18 protein-coding genes are annotated in these 17,575 nt (G+C 71.2%); 5 read left to right on the top strand and 13 right to left on the bottom strand.

Going from position 1 to position 17,575, the window contains the following annotated elements; all coding sequences use genetic code 11:
- Positions 1-25: 25 nt before the first annotated feature.
- Genes AB0F52_RS09475 through AB0F52_RS09450 form a run of 6 tightly spaced genes read right to left on the bottom strand, consistent with a single transcriptional unit; the run spans position 26 to position 5,028 of the window.
- Positions 26-982: a PDR/VanB family oxidoreductase gene (locus tag AB0F52_RS09475; protein WP_360166897.1), complete on the bottom strand. Its 957-nt coding sequence runs from the start codon at positions 980-982 to the stop codon at positions 26-28.
- Positions 979-1,716, bottom strand: coding sequence for an SDR family oxidoreductase (locus AB0F52_RS09470; RefSeq protein WP_360166894.1), 738 nt, complete (start codon positions 1,714-1,716; stop codon positions 979-981). Before AB0F52_RS09470 ends, AB0F52_RS09475 begins: the two co-directional genes overlap by 4 nt.
- Complete coding sequence (locus tag AB0F52_RS09465; protein ID WP_360166891.1) at positions 1,713-2,219, bottom strand: aromatic-ring-hydroxylating dioxygenase subunit beta; 507 nt, start codon at positions 2,217-2,219, stop codon at positions 1,713-1,715. Before AB0F52_RS09465 ends, AB0F52_RS09470 begins: the two co-directional genes overlap by 4 nt.
- Positions 2,212-3,495: an aromatic ring-hydroxylating dioxygenase subunit alpha gene (locus AB0F52_RS09460; RefSeq protein ID WP_360166888.1), complete on the bottom strand. Its 1,284-nt coding sequence runs from the start codon at positions 3,493-3,495 to the stop codon at positions 2,212-2,214. The genes AB0F52_RS09465 and AB0F52_RS09460 overlap by 8 nt, the downstream gene beginning before the upstream one ends.
- 16 nt (positions 3,496-3,511) lie before the next feature.
- Positions 3,512-3,877, bottom strand: a complete 366-nt coding sequence (locus tag AB0F52_RS09455) for a hypothetical protein (protein ID WP_360166886.1) — start codon at positions 3,875-3,877, stop codon at positions 3,512-3,514.
- A 26-nt stretch (positions 3,878-3,903) separates the two neighbouring features.
- Positions 3,904-5,028, bottom strand: a complete 1,125-nt coding sequence (locus tag AB0F52_RS09450; protein WP_360166883.1) for an acyl-CoA dehydrogenase family protein — start codon at positions 5,026-5,028, stop codon at positions 3,904-3,906.
- 133 nt (positions 5,029-5,161) lie between these two features.
- Here AB0F52_RS09450 and AB0F52_RS09445 point away from each other — a divergent pair, with 133 nt between their 5' ends.
- The 4 genes from AB0F52_RS09445 to AB0F52_RS09430 all read left to right on the top strand — a co-directional run bounded on the left by AB0F52_RS09445 (position 5,162) and on the right by AB0F52_RS09430 (position 8,690).
- Entirely contained in the window at positions 5,162-6,661 is a 1,500-nt protein-coding gene (locus tag AB0F52_RS09445) for an ATP-binding protein (protein ID WP_360166880.1), read from the top strand.
- A gap of 79 nt (positions 6,662-6,740) precedes the next feature.
- Positions 6,741-7,247, top strand: a complete 507-nt coding sequence (locus tag AB0F52_RS09440) for a flavin reductase (protein ID WP_360166877.1) — start codon at positions 6,741-6,743, stop codon at positions 7,245-7,247.
- A 25-nt stretch (positions 7,248-7,272) separates the two neighbouring features.
- Positions 7,273-7,521 (top strand): hypothetical protein, encoded by a 249-nt coding sequence (locus AB0F52_RS09435; protein WP_360168272.1) that lies wholly within the window; start codon positions 7,273-7,275, stop codon positions 7,519-7,521.
- Positions 7,518-8,690, top strand: coding sequence for an amidase (locus tag AB0F52_RS09430; protein WP_360166874.1), 1,173 nt, complete (start codon positions 7,518-7,520; stop codon positions 8,688-8,690). Before AB0F52_RS09435 ends, AB0F52_RS09430 begins: the two co-directional genes overlap by 4 nt.
- Here AB0F52_RS09430 and AB0F52_RS09425 read toward each other — a convergent pair.
- From AB0F52_RS09425 to AB0F52_RS09395, 7 genes are read right to left on the bottom strand one after another with little or no spacing between them, the layout of a single operon-like run.
- Positions 8,687-9,301, bottom strand: a complete 615-nt coding sequence (locus AB0F52_RS09425) for a response regulator (RefSeq protein ID WP_360166871.1) — start codon at positions 9,299-9,301, stop codon at positions 8,687-8,689. The two genes, AB0F52_RS09430 and AB0F52_RS09425, sit on opposite strands and share 4 nt — an antisense overlap.
- The gene (locus AB0F52_RS09420; protein ID WP_360166868.1) at positions 9,298-9,846 is read right to left on the bottom strand and encodes a nuclear transport factor 2 family protein; all 549 of its coding nucleotides are present in this window, start codon (positions 9,844-9,846) and stop codon (positions 9,298-9,300) included. The genes AB0F52_RS09425 and AB0F52_RS09420 overlap by 4 nt, the downstream gene beginning before the upstream one ends.
- An 8-nt stretch (positions 9,847-9,854) precedes the next feature.
- The gene (locus AB0F52_RS09415; RefSeq protein WP_360166865.1) at positions 9,855-11,297 is read right to left on the bottom strand and encodes an aldehyde dehydrogenase family protein; all 1,443 of its coding nucleotides are present in this window, start codon (positions 11,295-11,297) and stop codon (positions 9,855-9,857) included.
- Positions 11,294-11,644 (bottom strand): hypothetical protein, encoded by a 351-nt coding sequence (locus AB0F52_RS09410; protein ID WP_360166862.1) that lies wholly within the window; start codon positions 11,642-11,644, stop codon positions 11,294-11,296. Before AB0F52_RS09410 ends, AB0F52_RS09415 begins: the two co-directional genes overlap by 4 nt.
- Positions 11,637-13,559: a primary-amine oxidase gene (locus AB0F52_RS09405; protein ID WP_360166859.1), complete on the bottom strand. Its 1,923-nt coding sequence runs from the start codon at positions 13,557-13,559 to the stop codon at positions 11,637-11,639. The genes AB0F52_RS09410 and AB0F52_RS09405 overlap by 8 nt, the downstream gene beginning before the upstream one ends.
- On the bottom strand, positions 13,556-14,986 hold the full coding sequence (locus AB0F52_RS09400; protein ID WP_360166856.1) for an APC family permease: 1,431 nt from the start codon (positions 14,984-14,986) through the stop codon (positions 13,556-13,558). The genes AB0F52_RS09405 and AB0F52_RS09400 overlap by 4 nt, the downstream gene beginning before the upstream one ends.
- A 30-nt stretch (positions 14,987-15,016) precedes the next feature.
- Entirely contained in the window at positions 15,017-16,285 is a 1,269-nt protein-coding gene (locus AB0F52_RS09395; protein WP_360166853.1) for an NAD(P)/FAD-dependent oxidoreductase, read from the bottom strand.
- 192 nt (positions 16,286-16,477) lie between these two features.
- On the opposite strand from AB0F52_RS09395, the gene AB0F52_RS09390 reads away from it, so the two are divergent.
- Positions 16,478-17,548, top strand: a complete 1,071-nt coding sequence (locus AB0F52_RS09390; protein ID WP_360166850.1) for a maleylacetate reductase — start codon at positions 16,478-16,480, stop codon at positions 17,546-17,548.
- Positions 17,549-17,575: the final 27 nt, after the last annotated feature.

Genomic DNA, 17,575 nt, shown 5'->3' with positions numbered 1-17,575 from the left:
ACGGCGGGCCACCGGCAGGTGCCGGTCAGTACAGTTCGATCTTCAGCCGTTCACCGACCGCGCGGGAGACGCACAGCGCCATCCGGTCGCCGGCCGCCTTCTCCGCCGCGGAGAGGCACTGGTCGCGGTGGTCGGGGACGCCGTCCAGGACCCCGGAGACGCAGGAGCCGCAGATCCCCTCTTCGCAGGACTTGAACACGTCGATGCCGTTCTCGGTCAGCACCGCGAGGATGGACTTGCCGGCGGGGACGTCGAAGACCTCACCGGTGTCGAGCTCGACGGTCAGGGGCCGATCCTGGCCGGTGTCGGCTTCGGTGGCCACGAAGTGCTCGATGTGGACCTGCCCCTCCCCCACGACGGGGGCGAACACGGCCGAGACCCGCGCCATGAACCCGTCCGGCCCGCACGTGTAGACGTGACTCGCCGAGGTGAGCCGGGACGCGGCCGCTTCGAGCAGCGCGGGCTGCTCGGCCCGGGGCACCCCGAAGTGCGGCCGCACCCGGTCCCGGAACGCGGCGCGGTGCTCCAGCACGTCGGCGAACGCCGCTTCGTCACGCTTCCGGGCGAAGTAGTGCAGTTCGAACTCCTGGTCACGCCGATGCAGCTCGTGCGCCATGCTCAAGAGCGGCGTGATCCCGATGCCGCCGGCGACGAGGACGTGGCGATCCGCCTCTTCGGCCAGGCGCAGCAGGTTCCGCGGTGCGCCGATCTCCAGCGTGTCGCCCGGCTCGACGGTGTGCAGGGCCGCCGAGCCCCCTCGCGAGGCCGGCTCGAGCTTGACCGCGATGAGCAACGCCGACATGTCCTCGGGCGGGCTGCACACCGAGTACTGCCGGAGCACGCCCGTCGGCCCCTTGACGTCGATGTGCGCCCCGGCCTCGTACCGGTCGAACGGCTGGCCGTCGTCGCGGACCAGGCGCAGGCCACGGACGCCGGCGGCCTCCTCGGTGACCTCCGCGACGCGGACCTTGATGACCGTCATCGCAGGTACAACCCGCCGTTGGCGTCCCAGCAGGCGCCGGTGACCGACGCGGCTTCCGGGGACACGAGCAGGGCGACCATCCGGGCGATGAACGCCGGGTCGCCGAGCCGGCCCACCGGGACGTTCTTCACGTAGTCCTCGAGGTTCTCCTCGCCGATGAGCGAACGCACCACCGGGCTGTCCTGCGGGCCGGGCGAGACGGCGTTGACCGTCACTCCCCGCGACGCCAGTTCCCGGGCGAACACCTTGGTCGCGGTCAGGATCGCCCCTTTGGACGACGCGTAGTGCCCGCCGGTCGCGGTCCCGCCGTTCTGCCCGGCCAGGGACGCCATGTTGACGATGCGCCCGTAGCCGCGCTCGGCCAGGTGGGCACCGAAGACCTGGCAGGCGGTGAACGTCCCGCCGAAGTTGGTCTTCATGACGGCTTCGAGCTCGTCGGGCGTGATGTCGAAAACCGGCCTGGCCTGGGTGCGAGCGGCGTTGTTGACGAGGATGTGCACAGCGCCGAAATCGGCCAGCACCGCGGCCAGCAGGCGCTCCAGGGCGGCGCGGTCGCCCACGTCGGCCGCATACCCACTCCCCCGGTGGCCGAGTTCCTTCGCCAGGGCGTCGGCCGCGGAGCCGTCGAGGTCCGCGATGGCGACTCGGTAGCCGTCGGCGTGCAGGCGGCGCACGATCGCCTCACCGAGCCCGTTCGCCCCGCCCGTGACCACCGCGACCTGCCCGGCGCTCACAGCAGGAACCCCGCGGCCGGGACGACGTCGTCGCAGTCGACGAGCCGGATCACCTTCTGCACGATCCGGTCCCCCTCGCCCGACAACCGGATCCGGTGAACGAGGTCTCCCGCCCAGATGTCGTGGTGGCCGCGCTTGTAGGCGACGAGGACCTGCGCCGAGCGGACGACGACGTCGGTGTCCGAAACGGACTCGGCGACGAACCGGGACACGGTCCGGACGGTCCGGGCCGCGTCGACGGCCGCGATGGCGTAGCCCTCGGTCATGCGCGTGACGCGCATCCGCCGCATCCGGGCGTCGTCGTAGACCATGTTCAGGGTGCCCGCGAAGTCCTGGGTGTCCGGGTCGACCGGGATGATGTAGAACCCGTCTTCGGTGTAGAGCCCGTTCCAGGCCTCGTACTCCTTGCGGTCGAGCAGCTCGGCTTCGCGCCAGATCAGCTCGATCGCCCGCTGCACCCGGGGGTCGGCGGAAACCGGGGTCACGGCGGTTGCCTCAGTCATCGTGCATCATCCGCTTCCACTGCTGGTAGGCCGCGCGCATGCCGGTCTCGTCGGTGACGTGCGAGGTCGGCCAGCCTTCCGGACTCGTCTTCTCCCGCGCCAGGCCGCGGTTGACCAGGATCGGCATCTCGGGAACGGCCCGGGCACCGCGCTGGACGCGGTCCCAGCCCTCGGCGTCGTCGGGGGTGCCGAAGCCGAACGGGCCCTGGAAGTGTTCGTGGATGCGCAGCCGCTCCCGGTTCACCGGGTCGACGATCCCGGCGGGCCCGTCCGGGCCGAGTGCCACGTGTTCGATCTCCGTCTCGTCGACCGAGATCGGGCGCAGCACCCGGAGGAACGAGATCGACATCGACACGTTCGGGAACAGGTTGAGGTTGGAGCCGGTCCCGTGCATGGCCCGGACCAGCTTGCGAACGCCCAGGTCGTCCAGGCCCTGCCGCTTCAGCTCCGCGACGAGCCCGTCGAACCGCGGCTGCAGCGGCTCGGTGCCGTCGTCGGCGTCCAGGTCGGCGTGGTCGGGCACCATGATGCTCACGCTGTGGCCGTTGCCCAGGTGGTGGGTGATGGCCGCGGGGTCGGTCATGAACGACATCATGTCCGCGGTTTCGGCGTCGACGGACGCCATCCAGGAGCGGTGCACGATCGGGAAGTGGTAGCCGTCGGTGGTGTTCTCCAGCTGGATCTTCCAGTTGCCGCGGAACCTGAACCGGTGCCGGCCGAGCACCTTGACCGGGTAACCGCCGCCCTGCTTGAAGAACCGCTCGATCCACAGCTTGGCGTCGCCGAGGAAGTCTTCCAGGGGCTCGATGTCCTCGGCGAACGTCGCGAAGATCATCCCGTGGAAGCTTTCGGTACGCAGCTTCCGCAGCGAGAGGTCCTTTTTGTCCAGCACCCCTTCGTAGCCGTCGGGGTAGGGGACGCCGCGCAGCGTGCCGTCGAGGCCGTAGGACCAGGCGTGGTACGGGCAGGTGAACCCGTTGGCCTGCCCGTACGGCTTCTCGCAGAGGCTCGCGCCGCGGTGCCGGCAGCGGTTGACCAGCGTGTGGACGGTGCCCTTGCGGTCCCGGGTCACCACCACCGGCTGCCGGCCGACGAACGTCGACTTGAACGTCCCGGGCCGGGGCAGCTCACTGTCGTGAGCGACCCACACCCAAGTCCGCTCGAAGATCCTCGTCAGCTCCTGCTCGAAGATCTCCGGATCGGTGTACAGGCGGCCGGCGACGCGGTCTTCGCGGACGAGGTCCGCGGGCGCGCTCGCCACGATGTTGTCGGTCATGATCCTCCGTCCGGGGTCAGTCGGGCAGCTCGACGTCTTCGCGCACGGTGAGCGCGCGGCCCATGCGGGCTTCGACCTTGGCGAACCGCCACAGCTTGGCTTCACCGTCACCCACCGGGGTGGTGCGGAAGAGGTTGCAGGCGGCCTTGACGGTCTCCTGGCTGTCGACGTCGGCCAGGAGGTAGCAGGTCCACGGCCAGCCGCCCGACGGGCCGACCACGTGGGCGTCGTCGTCGAAGTCGGCGATGAAGTCCACGCCCGGCAACGCCTTGAGGCTGTCCATCATGGATACGGTCGCCTGCCACACGTGCCCGGTGGTGATGCCGTCGGCGGGCAGATCGAAGAAGTTCTGGTTGATGCCGATGCAGAAGAGCACGCGCATCCGGTCTCCTTGTGGTCGGGTGGGGGTCAGCGGAAGCCGGGCGTGGTGGGCGGCAGTCCCATCAGGACAGCACCGGCCGCGTCGAAGACCGACGGGCCCAGGAACGCGTGCTGCTTGGGCACGAGCGCGTCGCCGGCCAGGTCCTGCAGCGGGTGTCCGACGTGGATCGGTGCGGTTCCCGAGATTTCGACCAGCCTGCCGACGACGTCGGAGCACACCTTGGCGAGGTGGGCCGCGGCGAGCCGCAGTTCGGCGTTGTGCGCGTCGGTGGCGGGACGTCCGGCCAGGACCTCCTGCCACACCTCGTCGCTCAGGTCGTAGAACCACGCTCGCGCCGACCGGAACTCCGCTTCGGCCCGGGCGACCTCGATGCGGTAGTACGGGCGCTCGGCGAGTTTCGGCGCGCCGGTCACCCCGGCGTACCCGCCGCCGACCTCCTTCGCGTAGTCGAGCGCCGCGCGCGCGACACCGGCACTGACCACCGAGAGCACCTGCGAGGCGTAGGCGAGCGCCGGGTAGTGGTAGAGGGGTTCGTCCACTGTGGGCTCGCCGCCCCGGATGAACGTCCATTCGCGAGGGACCTCGACGCCGCGCACCACGACGTCGAACGAACCGGTGCCGCGCATGCCGACGACGTCCCAGTCCTGGATGATCTCGCACTGGTCCGGGCGCAGCAGCGCCGTGCGCGGCTTGCCGGCCGTGTCGGCGTCGCCGGCGAGCCCGACGCCGAGCACGTCGGCGCCCATGCACCCGCTCGCGAACTTCCAGTGCCCGTCGACCAGGTAACCGCGTTCGGTGGGCGCGGCGGCCTGCATGGGGAACAGCCCGCCGGCGAAGGCGACGTCCGGCCCGTCGCGGTACAGCTCGGCCTGCGTTTCCAGGGGCAGCGCGGCCAGGTAGATCAGCGAAGAGCCGAAGCTCGCGACCCAGCCGGTCGAACCGTCGACCGCGGAGATCCGCTCGATGCGGTCCAGGAACTCGGCGGGTGGCAGCGGCTCGCCGCCGAACTTCGCCGGGGTCGCGGCGCGGTAGAGGCCGAGTTGCTTGAGCCGGGCGATGAAGTCCTTCGGCACGTACCGCTGCTCGCGGAACTCGAGCCTCCGCTCGGCGAGTTCGGCGAGCACGCCCGCGAGCTCGTTTTCGTGCGCCATCGCGCCTCCTCCTCGTCGCAGCTTGCTCTTCGAAAGTAGGGAGCCGGGCGGGCGGGCGAAATTGGTAGTGCCCACGCCCGGCGTAGGGGATTCCTTCAGCGCGCGGCGGCGCCGACAGGCTTACGCTGGCCCGATGCAGGTGGATCCCCGTGCCCCCGAGCTGGTCACCGGCGACTTCGTCGCGATGATGCACGCCAGCCGCATGTGCGTTCTTGTGCACGACGCGGACACCAAGCGGATCCTGTGGGCCAACCCGGCCGCGAGCGAGCTGCTGGGCTGGAGCGTCAGCGAGCTGCGGCCGCTCAAGGCCAACGACATGAGCAGCTCGGCGCAGCAGTACGACCGCGTCATCGGCCGGGCGTTGCTGCAGGAAGCCGTCGAGAAGGGCACCTGCCGGTACGAGTGGCACTACCGCAGCCGGTCGGGCCGGGTGATCCCCACGGACGTCCACGCGGTCCGCGTCGAGCTGGCCCAGGGTCCGGCGGTGATGGTGCAGTTCCGCGACATCGAACGCGAACAGGAAATCGAGCAGCGGTTGCGGCTGACGACTTCCTACGTCGACGCGCTCGCGCACCACACCTCCACGGTCGCGCTGATGCTCGACCGGACCGGTCACGTGCGGTTCGCCACCGACACCGCACTCGCCCTCCTGGGCGCGGATCCGGCCGGCGAACTCGGCCCGCTGGAGCGCCACGGGACGCTGCGGCTCGGTGGCCGTCCGTCCACTTGGGACGCGGTCCGCGACCGCGCCGTCCCGGTCACGGCGGTGCAGCTGGCAGTCCGGGGTGAGGTCGATCCGGTGTGGCTGGAGGGCAGCCTGGAACGGCTGAGAGACGTCGACGACGCGTGGCTGATGCTCCTGCACGACGTGTCCGGGCGCGTGCACGAGGAGGTTCGGCGGGAGCGTGAGCTGCAGCGGGAGAACTACCTCGCGCGCTACACGGCGATGGGTGACATGGCGATGGCGATCGCGCACGAGCTCGGCCAGCCTCTCGCCGCGGCCGGAAACTTCCTCGGCGGGGCCACCCGGCACGCCGAAGCCTTGACCGCCGCGGGCGAGCTGTCCCAGGCCGCGGCCGAGCCGCTCACCTTCGGGATCGGGAGCGCCGTGCGGCAGATCGACCGCGCCAGCACGATCGTGAGTGCGGTACGTGCCTTCGTCGGGCACCTGGAGCACGTCCGGCAGGTCGCGGACCTGGGCGAGATCCTCGCCGAGTGCCTGTACTTCGTCCGCTTGCGTGCCGACGCGGCCGGGGTGGAGATCGTCGTGCGGGAGCATCCCGAGCCTGTGCCGGTGCGGTGCGAGCGCGTGCTCACCGGGCAGGTGCTGCTGAACCTCTGCTTCAACGCGATCGACGAGCTGGCCGCGTGCCCGCCGGAGGACCGGCGGATGGTGCTGACGACCACGATCGACGGCGACGAGGGCGTGCTCACCGTGGACGACCAGGGGCGCGGCCTGCCGCACGACCCGTTCGCCCAGTCGTTCACGGCCAAGGAGCGCGGCAGCGGGATCGGGCTGGCCCTGTCCTACCGGATCATCACCCGCCAGCACGGCCGGATCTGGGCGCAGCGGCGGCCGGAAGGCGGCTCGCGGTTCGGCTTCGCGCTGCCGCTCGCTAGGGGAAACCCTTAGCCGGAGCGGGAGAACTCTCAATACCGGCCGGGTTCGGCTCGCGGTTACGGTCGAACCCTGTCCAGCAACGGGAGGAAGCGTGACCGAACTGACCCGGACGCAGCGGGACTTCCGCGCCGCGATGGCCAACCTGTCCGCCGCGGTCAACGTGATCACCACCGACGGCCCGTACGGCAAGGCCGGGATGACCGTCAGCGCCGCGTGCTCGGTGACCGACTCGCCACCGACGATGCTTGTCTGCGTCAACCGGTCGAGCCGCTCGCACGCCGTGCTCGTCGGGAACGGCCGGATCGCGGTCAACGTCCTCGGCGCGGGTCACGAGGAGCTGGCCCGGCACTTCGCCGGCGCGACCCGGGTGCCCACCGAGGAGCGGTTCGCCGACGGCCCGTGGGACACCGACACCCACGGCGTCCCGCTGCTGGCCGGCGCCCCCGCGTCGGTGGTCGGCCGGATCGTCGCCGATCAGGAGCTCGGGTCCCACTCGGTGCTGTTCGTCGAGGTCGAGGCGGTGGCCAGCAGCTCCGAGCACGGCGCGCTCGTGTACTTCCAGCGCCGGTTCCACAGCCTGAGCACGCCGGCCGCCTGAGCGGGGAGGGAACGCCGTGCACCGCATGACGCTGACCTGCTACAACGACACCCACGGCTACGGCTGGCGGCACGTGGACCTGTTCGTCCACGACGATGGAGGCCGGGAGCTGAACTGGGTCCACTGGCAGGTGCCCGGCGACGGTCCGGACGCCGCGGACGCGGTCACCGCCCGGGTCGAGCCGCTGCTCAAACGGACGTCGGAGTGGCGGCACGGCGTGAGCGAGAGCGGAATGGACTACTGGGTCGCCGACGCCGCCTGGGAGGAAGTGTGACCGGCCTGCGTGCGCCGTGGTCCCTGCGGGAACCGACCCCGTTGGCCCGGTCGCGGGAGCGGATCGCCGAGACCGAACCGCGGCTGCAGGCCTGGGTCGAGCTGAACTTTCCTGCGGACGGCCGGGTTCCCTTGGGCGTCAAGGACATCATCGACGTCGTCGGGTTCCCGACCCGCTGCGGTTCGCCGTTGCGCACGGACGCGCGGGCCGCCGAGTCCGACGCCGCGATCGTGACGGCTTGGCGCGCGGCCGGGGCCGTCCCGGTCGGCAAGACCGTCACCACCGAGTTCGCCTACTTCTCCCCCGGTCCCACGGACAACCCCAGCGCACTCGGCCACACGCCCGGCGGCTCGTCGAGCGGCTCGGCCGCCGCGGTTGCCGCGGGCCAGGTGCCCTTGGCGCTCGGCTCCCAGACCGCGGGCTCGGTCACGCGGCCCGCGTCATTCTGCGGGGTGGCGTCCCTGGTCATGAGCCACGGCCGGTTCCCCATGGACGGTGTCACCGGGCTCAGCCCGAGTCTCGACAGCCACGGGGCCTTCGCCGCCGGTGTCACCGACCTGGCGCTGGCCTTTTCCGCGCTCACCGGCGAGCCCGAGGCCGGGCTACCGGCCCGTCCACGGCTCTTGCTGTGGCGCCCGCCCGTCGAGCCGGAGATGCGCGCGGCCGTCGACTTCGCTTCCCGCAGGTTGGCCGCGGCCGGAGCGGTGCTCGACGAGTTCCCGGCTTCGGTGGCCGCGTTGACGGCCGCACACCCGGTGGTGATGGCGTATGAGGCGGCGCGGGAGCGCGCGGCGGAGCTGGCGCACATCTCGCGGCTGAGCGTTCCCCTCGCGACTCTGCTGCGGACCGGACTCGAAACGACCGAAGCCGAGTACGCGGCGGCGATGCGCGTCATCCGGGACGCACGGGCCCGGATCACCCTGCTGCTGGAGTCGTACGACGCGATCCTCGGTCCGGCGGCTCTTGGCCCGGCACCGGCCGGCCTCCACGCGACCGGCGACCCGGTGCTCAGCCGCCCGTGGCAGGCACTCGGCCTGCCCGCGGTCGCCGTGCCCGGGCTGTCGGCATCGGACGGACGGCCGCTCGGGATACAGCTGGTGGGCAGAAGTGGCGAGGAAACCGCATTGCTCGCCACTGGCTGCCGGGTGGAGAACGCGCTGAGGGCCTAGACCTCGACGCGGTGCGCCAAGATGTCGCGCACCAGGGAGCCCAGGCTTTCGGCCTCCGTCTTGGCCTTGATCCGCGCCCGGTGCACGTCGATCGTCTTCACGCTGGTGCCCAGCCGGTGGGCGACCGCCTGGCTGGGCATCCCGTCGATGACGAACCGCAGCACCTCGCGCTCCCGCTGCGTGAGCCCACCGAGCCGCCGCACGACCTCCTGCCGTGCGGCGTGCGAAGCGAACCGGCGACCGGCTTCGGCCTGCTGCTGTTGCACGACTTCGAGGATCTTCTGCGGCTCGTACGGCTTCTCGAGGAAGTTCACCGCACCGCGGGTGAGGGCTCGCACGGACATCGGGATGTCGCCGTGGGCGGAGCAGAAGACGACCGGCGCGGGGTACCCGCGGCCGGTCAGCTCCTCCTGCAGCCCGAACCCGCTCAGGCCCGGCATCCGCACGTCCACGATGACGACCGCGGGCTCGGCCGGGTCGAACTCGGTGAGGAAGGCGTGGGCGTCCGGGTAGGTCAGCGCCTGGATGCCCACGCTCCCCAGCAGGAACGCCAGCGACTGCCGCAGGTCCTCGTCGTCGTCGACGATGTGGACGACCACCTCGCCGGTCATGGCCTGAGCAGCACCGACGCCGCCGGGTAGTCGCTGGCGAAGTGGTCCGGCAGCGGGGCGACGAAGACGTTCTCCGTCCGGGTGCGGGTGATCTTCCAGCGGCCGTCGGGTTCCTTGCGGAAGGCGTTGTTCAGCCGGCTGGAGCGCAGCAGCGACTTGCCGTCGGAGAACAGCCACGGCTGCATGTGGATCCACTGCCCGGTCGCGGTGCCGCCGTCGACGTGGATCTGCTCGGACGTCAGGTAGTGGGCGTTGAGCAGCAGCGCCGGGTCCTGCTTCTCGCCCCAGAACCGCTGGAAGTGCTCCCGGATCGCCTGCTTTCCCTCCACCCGGCCGAACTGGTTGTCGTAGTACTCCCCGACGCCCTCCCAGACCGCGTCCTCGGTGTAGAGCTCGAGGATCAGCTCGATCCGCTTCGCGTCGTCGGGCACGCCGTACTCGGGGTTCGGCGTGTCGCACAGGAACATGTACCGCGCCTGGACCCGGCGGATCTCGGCTTCGGCCTCCAGCACCTCGACGCGCCGGGTCAGTTCTTCGAGTGTCATTGCGCTCCTCACAGCACGATCGTGACGGTCTTGGCCTCGGTGTCGGCGAGGATCCCTTCGTAGCCGAGCTCGCGGCCGATGCCGCTGGCCTTGAGGCCGCCCCACGGCAGCTGCGGCGCGAGCGGCGACCAGCCGTTCACGCCCACCGCACCGGCCTGCAGCGCCGCGGAAACGCGGTGCGCCCGGCCGACGTCGCGGGTCCACACGGTGGCCGCCAGGCCGTAGTCGTTGTCGTTGGCCAGCGCGATCGCCTCGGCGTCGTCGTCGAACGGGATCACCGTGGCGACCGGGCCGAAGATCTCCTCGCGCGCGATGGTGAGGTCGTTGGTGCCGGCGAAGACGGTCGGCCGCACGAAGAAGCCCGGTCCGTCCGGTTTTCCGCCGCCGGCGACGAGCTTGGCGCCCTCCCCCTGTCCTTTGTGGATGTAGCCGAGGACGCGTTCGCGCTGGTTCGCGTTGATGAGCGGCCCCATGGTGGTGGCCGGGTCGAACGGGTCGCCCAGCACCTGCGCGACGGCGGCCGCTTCGAGCCCGCCGAGCACGTCGTCCAGCACCGTGCGCTGGACGAAGATCCGGCTGCCCGCGGCGCAGACCTGGCCCTGGTTGGTGAAGATGCCGGTGGCCACGCCCTGGACCGCCGCGGCGAGGTCCGCGTCGGCGAAGACGATCTGCGGGGACTTCCCGCCCAGTTCCAGGGTCGTACGCTTGAAGCTGCCGGCGGAGTTGCGCAGGATCCGCCGGCCGGTCTCGGGGGAGCCGGTGAAGCTGACCTTGTGCACGCCGGGGTGGACGGACAGGGCTTCCCCGGTCACGCTCCCGATCCCCGGCAGCACCTGCACGACGCCCGGCGGGAACCCGGCTTCGGCGACCAGCTCCGCCAGGTGCAGGATCGCCAGCGAGGCGTCCTCGGCGGGCTTGACGATGACCGTGTTCCCGGCGGCCAAGGCCGGGGCCAGCTTCCAGCCGAGGATCATCAGCGGCGAGTTCCACGGGACGATCGCGGCGATCACGCCCACGGGCTCGCGGCGGGTGTAGGAGTGCGTCGCCCGGCCGAAGTAGCCGTCGGTGCTCAGCTGGTCGCCGTTGATCTTGTCGGCCCAACCCGCGTAGTACCGCAGCGACGCGATCAGGTTGGGCACGAACAGGCCCTGCGCGATCCCGGCCGGCGCGCCCATCTCGAGGGACTCCAGCCACGCCAGCCGGTCGGCGTCCCGCTCGACGAGGTCGGCGAGCCGGTGGAGCAGGGCGCCCTTTCGCGACGGCGGGGTCGCCGCCCAGTCGCCGCGCAGTGCGCGCGTGGCCGCCGCGACCGCCCGGTCGACGTCGGCCCGCCCGGCCGAAGCGACCTCGGCGAGGGGCTCCCCCGTGGCGGGGTTGAGCGTGGTGAAGGTCCCCGCTCCCCCGCTCACCCAGGCCCCGTCGAGGTACAGGTCGGTGGTGAAGGCGGTCATGACTGCTCCAGTTCTCGGGAACGGTGCCGCAGCGCGTACCAGACGCCCGCCGCGACCAGGGATTCGACGACGGTGAGCACGGCGAGCGAGCCGTGGCCGCCGTGGGCCGGCGCCATGAGCACGAGGTGAACGAGGACCATCGCCGCGGCGGTGACGCCCATCAGGAGCAACGCCCGGGCGCTGTCGTGCCGCCAGACGTGCACCGCACACGGCACGCACGCCGCTGCCATCACCGCGAACACCACGGCGAGCCCGGGGCCGGAATCGATCAGCCCGGCACCGGCGTGCGCGACGGCGCCCAGCAGCGCCAACGCGGCCAGCCAGGCCCGAAGAGAGCGGTCACCCATCGCACTCGCACCCGGTGTGCCGCTTGCTCAGGTCGGGCACGTCGAGGGTGGGGTTGCGGTCGAAGAAGCCGTCCGGCTTGAGCTTGAAGCCGGCGTGGTCGACCGGCATGATCGGCCAGTCTTCCGGCCGCACGTAGTGCGTCAGCCCGAGCGTGTGCCACAGCACGATGTCCTCGCCGTCGACCGGCCGGTTGCCCGCCACGTAGGCCGGCAGGCCGTCGCCGCCCGGGTTCTGGTTGACGGTGTAGCCCGACGGCCACAGCTCGTCGCGGTCGTACCGCGTCACCCACAGGTGCTTGCGGGCGAACGTGGCTCGGTGGGCGATTGACGAGGCTTCGTCCGCGAGGAGGGTCGGCTGCCCTTGCGGGTGCAGGACGTACGACGTGGGCCGGCCCAGCCGGTTGGTGCGGTCGGTGCTCGACACGGCCCAGACCCGGCCGAGGTGGTTCGCCGCGACCCGCTGGGCGTCGGCTTCGGTGTGCAACCGCGTGCGCTTGCGGCCGATCGCGTTGCCCCACGGGTTGCCTTCGCCCATCGGGACCGGCGCCACCTCGAGTTCGTCGACGTGGTTGCGCACGCCGTCCACGGTGAGGTCGAGCCGGACGGAGAACAGGTGCTGGTGCACCGGCGCGCCGAGCCCGGGCGCGAGCTCGGCGAAGTACGGGTCTTCGCCGTCGTAGCCGGACGGGAAGGGGATCCCGGTGGCCTTGACCTCCAGCTCGATCGTCCCGTCGAGGGTGAAGTACCAGTAGAAGCCGTAGTCGTAGTTGCCGATGGTGCCGAAGAACGACACGACCAGGCGACGCTGGCGACGGGTCTCCGAAGTGCCCGTGAAGTAGTCGTTGTGCTTCCACAGCACGCCGATGTCCTCTTCGTGGATGCAGACCGCGTTGCGGATGGTCTTCGGTTCGCAGTGGTCGTCGACCACCACCGCGTCGGCGTAGGTGATCTCGCCGAGGCAGTCGCAGCCCAGCTCCAGGGAGTTCGCCAGCCGGCCGAACTGGTACTCGCCGAGGTCGAAGTAGTTCTGCCAGCCGTGCGTCGGTCCGGGATCGCCGTAGTTGACCACCATCTCGGCCACCGACGCCCGGTAGACGATCGGCCGGTCGCCGTAGGAGATCTGGTGCAGGGTCAGGCCTTCGCGGCCGTTGAAGCCGAGCCGGATCCGCCAGTTCTGCCAGCTGAGCACGCCGTCTTCGAAGGTGAAGGACACGCCTTCGGGCTGGGTGATCTCGATCGGCTTCAGGTCGGTGCGCTCGGGGCCGCGGACGGCGTCGTCCAGGTAGTCGCCGGACTCCCGGGGCACGTGCTCGACGTGGGTCTCGACCACGCGCAGCACCTTCCGGTTGCCGACGTCGACGTGGGCGATGACGCCGCCCACCGGATGCGCCCACGGCAGCTCACCCGGTTTTTCCTGGTAGAAAGACAGAACGCGGTACACGCGGGCGCCGACCTCGTCGTCGTAGCCGAAGACGCCGGCCGACAGCGGCACCGCCCGGACCTTCCCGGCGTCGGTGATGCCGCGCTTGGCGAGCGCGTCCAGCCACCGCTGGTCGGTCCGGACGATCTCCTCGACCAGGTCGTAGTCCTCGTCCAGGCAAGGTCCGAAGCCGACCGCGGCCGGGTCGAGTTCGGTTCGCGAAACGACCTCTCCCGAGCCGAGCTCGACGACGGCGGTGCTCAGCGACAGCGGGTCGAGCTGGGTCAGCAGCACGGAGACCTCACGCGGCAATGCGCTCGTGCCGTCCCAGGCGAGGACGTCCTTTTTGTGCGGTTCCCTGAGCATGACGTAGGAGAACCGGGTGTGTTCGCCGGTGAGGCCGGCTTCGTCGAGGATCTTCCTCGTGGCCCGGATCTCGTCGGACGTCAGTGCGGACAGGGGGTGCTGCATGGTTTCTCCCTCAGAGGTGTTCACGCGATTTCGACGACTTCGACGGCGGTGACGGCCGGTTTCGCCCGCCGGGCGCCGGTCCACCCGAGCACGAAGACGACGGGCACGGAGGCGAGCAGGAGCCAGCCGGTGAGCGCGCTGCCGCCGGTGAGGACCCCGAAGTTGCCCACCACGAAGACCAGGACGCCGAGCATGAGCACCGTGGCCAGCGCCGGCGCGACGAGCCCGGTCCAGACGTTCGCCCCCGCCGGGTTCCGGCGGAAGTACGCCACCACCGCGATCGAGGTCAGGGTGTAGAGGACGACGAGGGCGCCGACGGCGAGCCCGCTGAACCAGCTGAACAGGGTGGCGATCGGGTTGACGCCCAATGCCGCGAAAGGCGCGACGGCCACGGCGGCGAGCAGCGACTGCGTCAGCGAGGCGGCCGCCGGGGCCTGGTGCCGGTTCGTCCGTTCGAGCCGGGCCGGGAAGATCCCGCCGCCGGCCATGGCGTGGAAGTACCGCGTCACCATGTTGTGGAACGCGAGGATGCCGGCGAACAGCGAGGTGCACAGCAGGGCGTCCGCGGCCGTCCCGGCCCAGGTGCCGAGCACGTCGTTGAGCGGGGTGAGGGCGAAGACCGCGGGATCGCTGCTCAGCGCGGTCAAGGCGGCGTCCTGGGCGTGCGCGGCGCCGTAGTAGGTGATGAGCATCCACGTCACGAGGGCGAGGAACGCCGCGATGAGCACGACGGCGACGTACGTGGCCCGGGGCACGGTCCGCCGGGCGTCCTTGACCTCGGCCGAGTAGATCGCGGTGGACTCGAACCCGAACATCGAGGCGATCCCGAACATGATCGCGATGCCGGGCGCCCCGGCCAGCACGGCGGCCGGGCTGAAGCTGGCCGGGACGTCGAGTGCCGACAGACCGCGCGTCGCCAGGACCGCGACGGCGAAGACGACCAGGAGGAGCACCTCGCACGCGACCAGCACGGCGAGCACCCGGGCGCCGAGCTCGATCTTGCGGGAGCCGAGGAACCAGACCAGCACGATGGCCAGGCCGACCCACAGCCACCACGGGGTGCTCACCCCGAGCTGCCGCGAGACCAGTCCGGAGAGGCTCACGCCGAAGAGCCCGTACATCGCGCACTGGACCGTGTTGTAGGACAGCAACGCGAGCAGCGAGCCGCCGGACCCGGCCCGCCGGCCGAGGCCGGCGCGGATGATCGCGAAGAACCCGCCGCGGGTGTCGACGTGCCGGGCGATGGTCGTGAAGCCGATGGCGAACACGACGATGATCAGCCCGACCACCAGGTAGGCACCGGGCACGCCGGCGCCGTCGCCGAGCGCGATGGCGAGGCCGGCCGCGCCGACGATGCCGGTCAACGGCGCTTGGGCCGAGAGGACGAAGAACAACAGGCTGGGAATGCCGAGGGCGTCCTTCTTCAAACTGGTCCGGGGTGTGTCCGGCATGGGGGTCTCCGGTGGTGGTCGGGAGTGGGGTCAAGGGCCGAGGAGGCGGCGTGCGGTGGTGAGCCCGGTTTCGATGGCTCCGTCGATGAACCCGGCCCAGCCGGTGGCGTGGTCGGAGCCGGCGAGGTGGACCCGGCCGTGGGGCCGCCGGAGCGCCTGCAACTGCCGGAGCTGTCCCGGGCGCAGCATCGGCCACGTCTCCCCGGAGAAGCGGTCGGCGACCCAGTCGTGGCCGACGGCGTCCACGACGTCGAGGTCCGGGCGCCAGACCGCGAGGGCCTTGGCCACGCCGTCGACGTCGTCGGGACGCAGCCGGGCGGCTTCGGGCCCGAACGCGACCAGGATCGAGTCGCCGTCGACGGCGTACTCCTTGTGCGCGTAGGTGAGCGGGAGGTCCTTGCCGCCGAAGGCGAGGAACGGTTCGACGTCGCCGCGCACCTTGATCCAGGTCTTCAGGCCCTGGGAAGCCTGGCTCGTGACCCCGGCGAAGGCGTCCGGTGCGAACCGGATGCTTCCGAGGACGTTGAGCGGGAGGGTCACCACGACGTCGGCGGCCTCGAAGGTTTCGCCCGGTTCGGTCGTGACGGTCACGCCTGCCGGGTGCTGGGTCACCGCGGTCACGACGGTGCCGAACCGGATCTCCGCCACGCTGTCGGCAGCCATTGCCTCGGCCAGGCTTCGGGTGCCGTGCTTGAGCTTGACCGTCGAGCAGGCCTCGAAGAGCAGCTGCCAGCTGCCCGACGCCGCGGCGCACCAGCGCAGCGCCTGGGTCAACCCCGCGGTTTCCGGCGGGGCGTTGAAGTTGAGGGCCCACATGCCTTCGAGCAGTTCCCGCTCGTCGTCGGCCAGGTCCAGGGTGGCGATGCGGTCGAGCACGGATTCGCCGTCGAGGGCGGCGAAGTCCGCACGCCGGAACGGCTCGTAAGGACGGTCGAACCACTTCCGGCTGTCGGCGAGCATGGTGGTCATGCCGGGGTCGAAGAGCGCGAGCAGCTCGTCCGGCGTGCCTTCGTGCGAGCGTCCTCCGGCGTGCCAGTACGCCCGCTCCGGGAGCGGGCTCCGCGTGACTTCGAGGCCGTAACGGGTGATTTCGGCCCAGACGTGCGGTTGGGTCCAGTGCACCCACGTGCCGCCCAGTTCCAGAGGGAGCCCGAACCGGGTCTCGGTCCACGTGCGTCCGCCGATCCGGTCACGCGCTTCCAGGACGAGCACGGACCTGCCGTGCCGGCTCAACTCTCTGGCGGCGGTCAGCCCGGCGAAGCCGGCACCGATGACGATCACGTCGTTGCGAGGGTTCATGGTTTGCCTTCGTGGTGGCGAAGCGGGATGCGCCTCGAGGAGGCGTCCGGCTGAGGCGCACTGCGCCGGCAAGGGTTTCGCGGCGCCTGCCTGGCGAGCGGTGTTCACGAGAGTGAAGGCTCCCGGCAAACTTGTCAAGTGGATAGTTTGCCGCGTAGCTTCCCGGTCACCACGAGCAGCCGGGAGCAACCCATGCGTTTCGTCCACGACACACTGCCGCAACGGATCCGGTTCGCCTCCGGCGAAGCGGCGGCCCAACTGGCCGCGGAAACCACCGAACGCGGGTATGCGCGGATCATGGTGATCGCGGCCGAGTCCGAAAAGGACCTCGCGCGGCGCGTCGCCGGAACCCTGCCGGTCGCGGGGTGGCACCACGAGGTCGCCCAGCACGTCCCGGCGCCGGTCGCCCGGCGGGCTCGCGAAACGGCGGCCGCCCGCGACGTCGACGCCCTCGTCTCCGTGGGCGGCGGCTCGACCACCGGGCTCGCGAAGGCCGTCGCCCTCACCACCGGCTTGCCGATCATCGCGGTTCCCACCACCTACGCCGGTTCCGAGGCGACCGACGTCTGGGGCTTGACCGACGCGAACCGCAAGACCACCGGGACGGACGCCCGCGTGCTGCCCCGGACGGTGGTCTACGACGCGTCACTGACACTCACCCTCCCGGTGGGCCTGTCCGTGGCTTCGGGGCTGAACGCGCTGGCGCACTGCGTCGACGCGCTGTGGGCACCACGGGCGAATCCGGTGAACGCGGCGCTGGCCGGGGAAGGAATCCGCGCGCTCGGCGCGGGACTCCGTCGCGTGGCCGGCGACCCCGCCGGGCTACCCGGCCGCGAACAGACCCTCTACGGGGCCTACCTGTCCGCGGTGGCCTTCGCGTCGGCGGGCTCCGGGCTGCACCACAAGATCTGCCACGTCCTGGGCGGCATGTTCGGCCTTCCCCACGCGGAGACGCACGCGGTGGTCCTCCCCCACGTCCTCGCGCTGAACGCGCCCGCGGCCCCCGACGCGGAACACCGCATCGCCGCCGCGTTGAACGCGCCGTCGGCGGTCGCCGGGCTCGCGAAGCTGCGCGCGGAACTCGCGGCCCCGGTCGCCCTGCGGGACTACGGCATGCCCGAAGCCGGCATCGGCCGCGCCGCCGAGGCGGTGCTTTCCGTTGCCCCGCCGGGAAATCCCGCCCCACTCGACGTCGGCACCCTCACGACGCTGCTGCGGGCCGCCTGGGCCGGGACTGAAGAAATCCCGTACGCGCAGGAGTGACAGTACCGATTCCCCTCGCACCGGCTC

Origin of the sequence: Amycolatopsis sp. NPDC024027, assembly GCF_040638975.1 — a bacterium.
Lineage (GTDB): Bacteria > Actinomycetota > Actinomycetes > Mycobacteriales > Pseudonocardiaceae > Amycolatopsis.
The sequence above is the reverse complement of the archived record's forward strand: the minus strand, read 5'-3'. Positions and strand labels throughout refer to the sequence as shown.

Coding starts and splice junctions, on each gene's coding strand:
- AB0F52_RS09415 (WP_360166865.1), bottom strand. CDS start 11,297: ATGACCGCCTTCACCACCGACCTGTACCTCGACGGGGCCTGGGTGAGC.
- AB0F52_RS09460 (WP_360166888.1), bottom strand. CDS start 3,495: ATGACCGACAACATCGTGGCGAGCGCGCCCGCGGACCTCGTCCGCGAA.
- AB0F52_RS09400 (WP_360166856.1), bottom strand. CDS start 14,986: ATGCCGGACACACCCCGGACCAGTTTGAAGAAGGACGCCCTCGGCATT.
- AB0F52_RS09410 (WP_360166862.1), bottom strand. CDS start 11,644: ATGGGTGACCGCTCTCTTCGGGCCTGGCTGGCCGCGTTGGCGCTGCTG.
- AB0F52_RS09395 (WP_360166853.1), bottom strand. CDS start 16,285: ATGAACCCTCGCAACGACGTGATCGTCATCGGTGCCGGCTTCGCCGGG.
- AB0F52_RS09435 (WP_360168272.1), top strand. CDS start 7,273: ATGACGCTGACCTGCTACAACGACACCCACGGCTACGGCTGGCGGCAC.
- AB0F52_RS09450 (WP_360166883.1), bottom strand. CDS start 5,028: ATGGCGCACGAAAACGAGCTCGCGGGCGTGCTCGCCGAACTCGCCGAG.
- AB0F52_RS09420 (WP_360166868.1), bottom strand. CDS start 9,846: ATGACACTCGAAGAACTGACCCGGCGCGTCGAGGTGCTGGAGGCCGAA.
- AB0F52_RS09390 (WP_360166850.1), top strand. CDS start 16,478: ATGCGTTTCGTCCACGACACACTGCCGCAACGGATCCGGTTCGCCTCC.
- AB0F52_RS09425 (WP_360166871.1), bottom strand. CDS start 9,301: ATGACCGGCGAGGTGGTCGTCCACATCGTCGACGACGACGAGGACCTG.
- AB0F52_RS09475 (WP_360166897.1), bottom strand. CDS start 982: ATGACGGTCATCAAGGTCCGCGTCGCGGAGGTCACCGAGGAGGCCGCC.
- AB0F52_RS09455 (WP_360166886.1), bottom strand. CDS start 3,877: ATGCGCGTGCTCTTCTGCATCGGCATCAACCAGAACTTCTTCGATCTG.
- AB0F52_RS09465 (WP_360166891.1), bottom strand. CDS start 2,219: ATGACTGAGGCAACCGCCGTGACCCCGGTTTCCGCCGACCCCCGGGTG.
- AB0F52_RS09445 (WP_360166880.1), top strand. CDS start 5,162: ATGCAGGTGGATCCCCGTGCCCCCGAGCTGGTCACCGGCGACTTCGTC.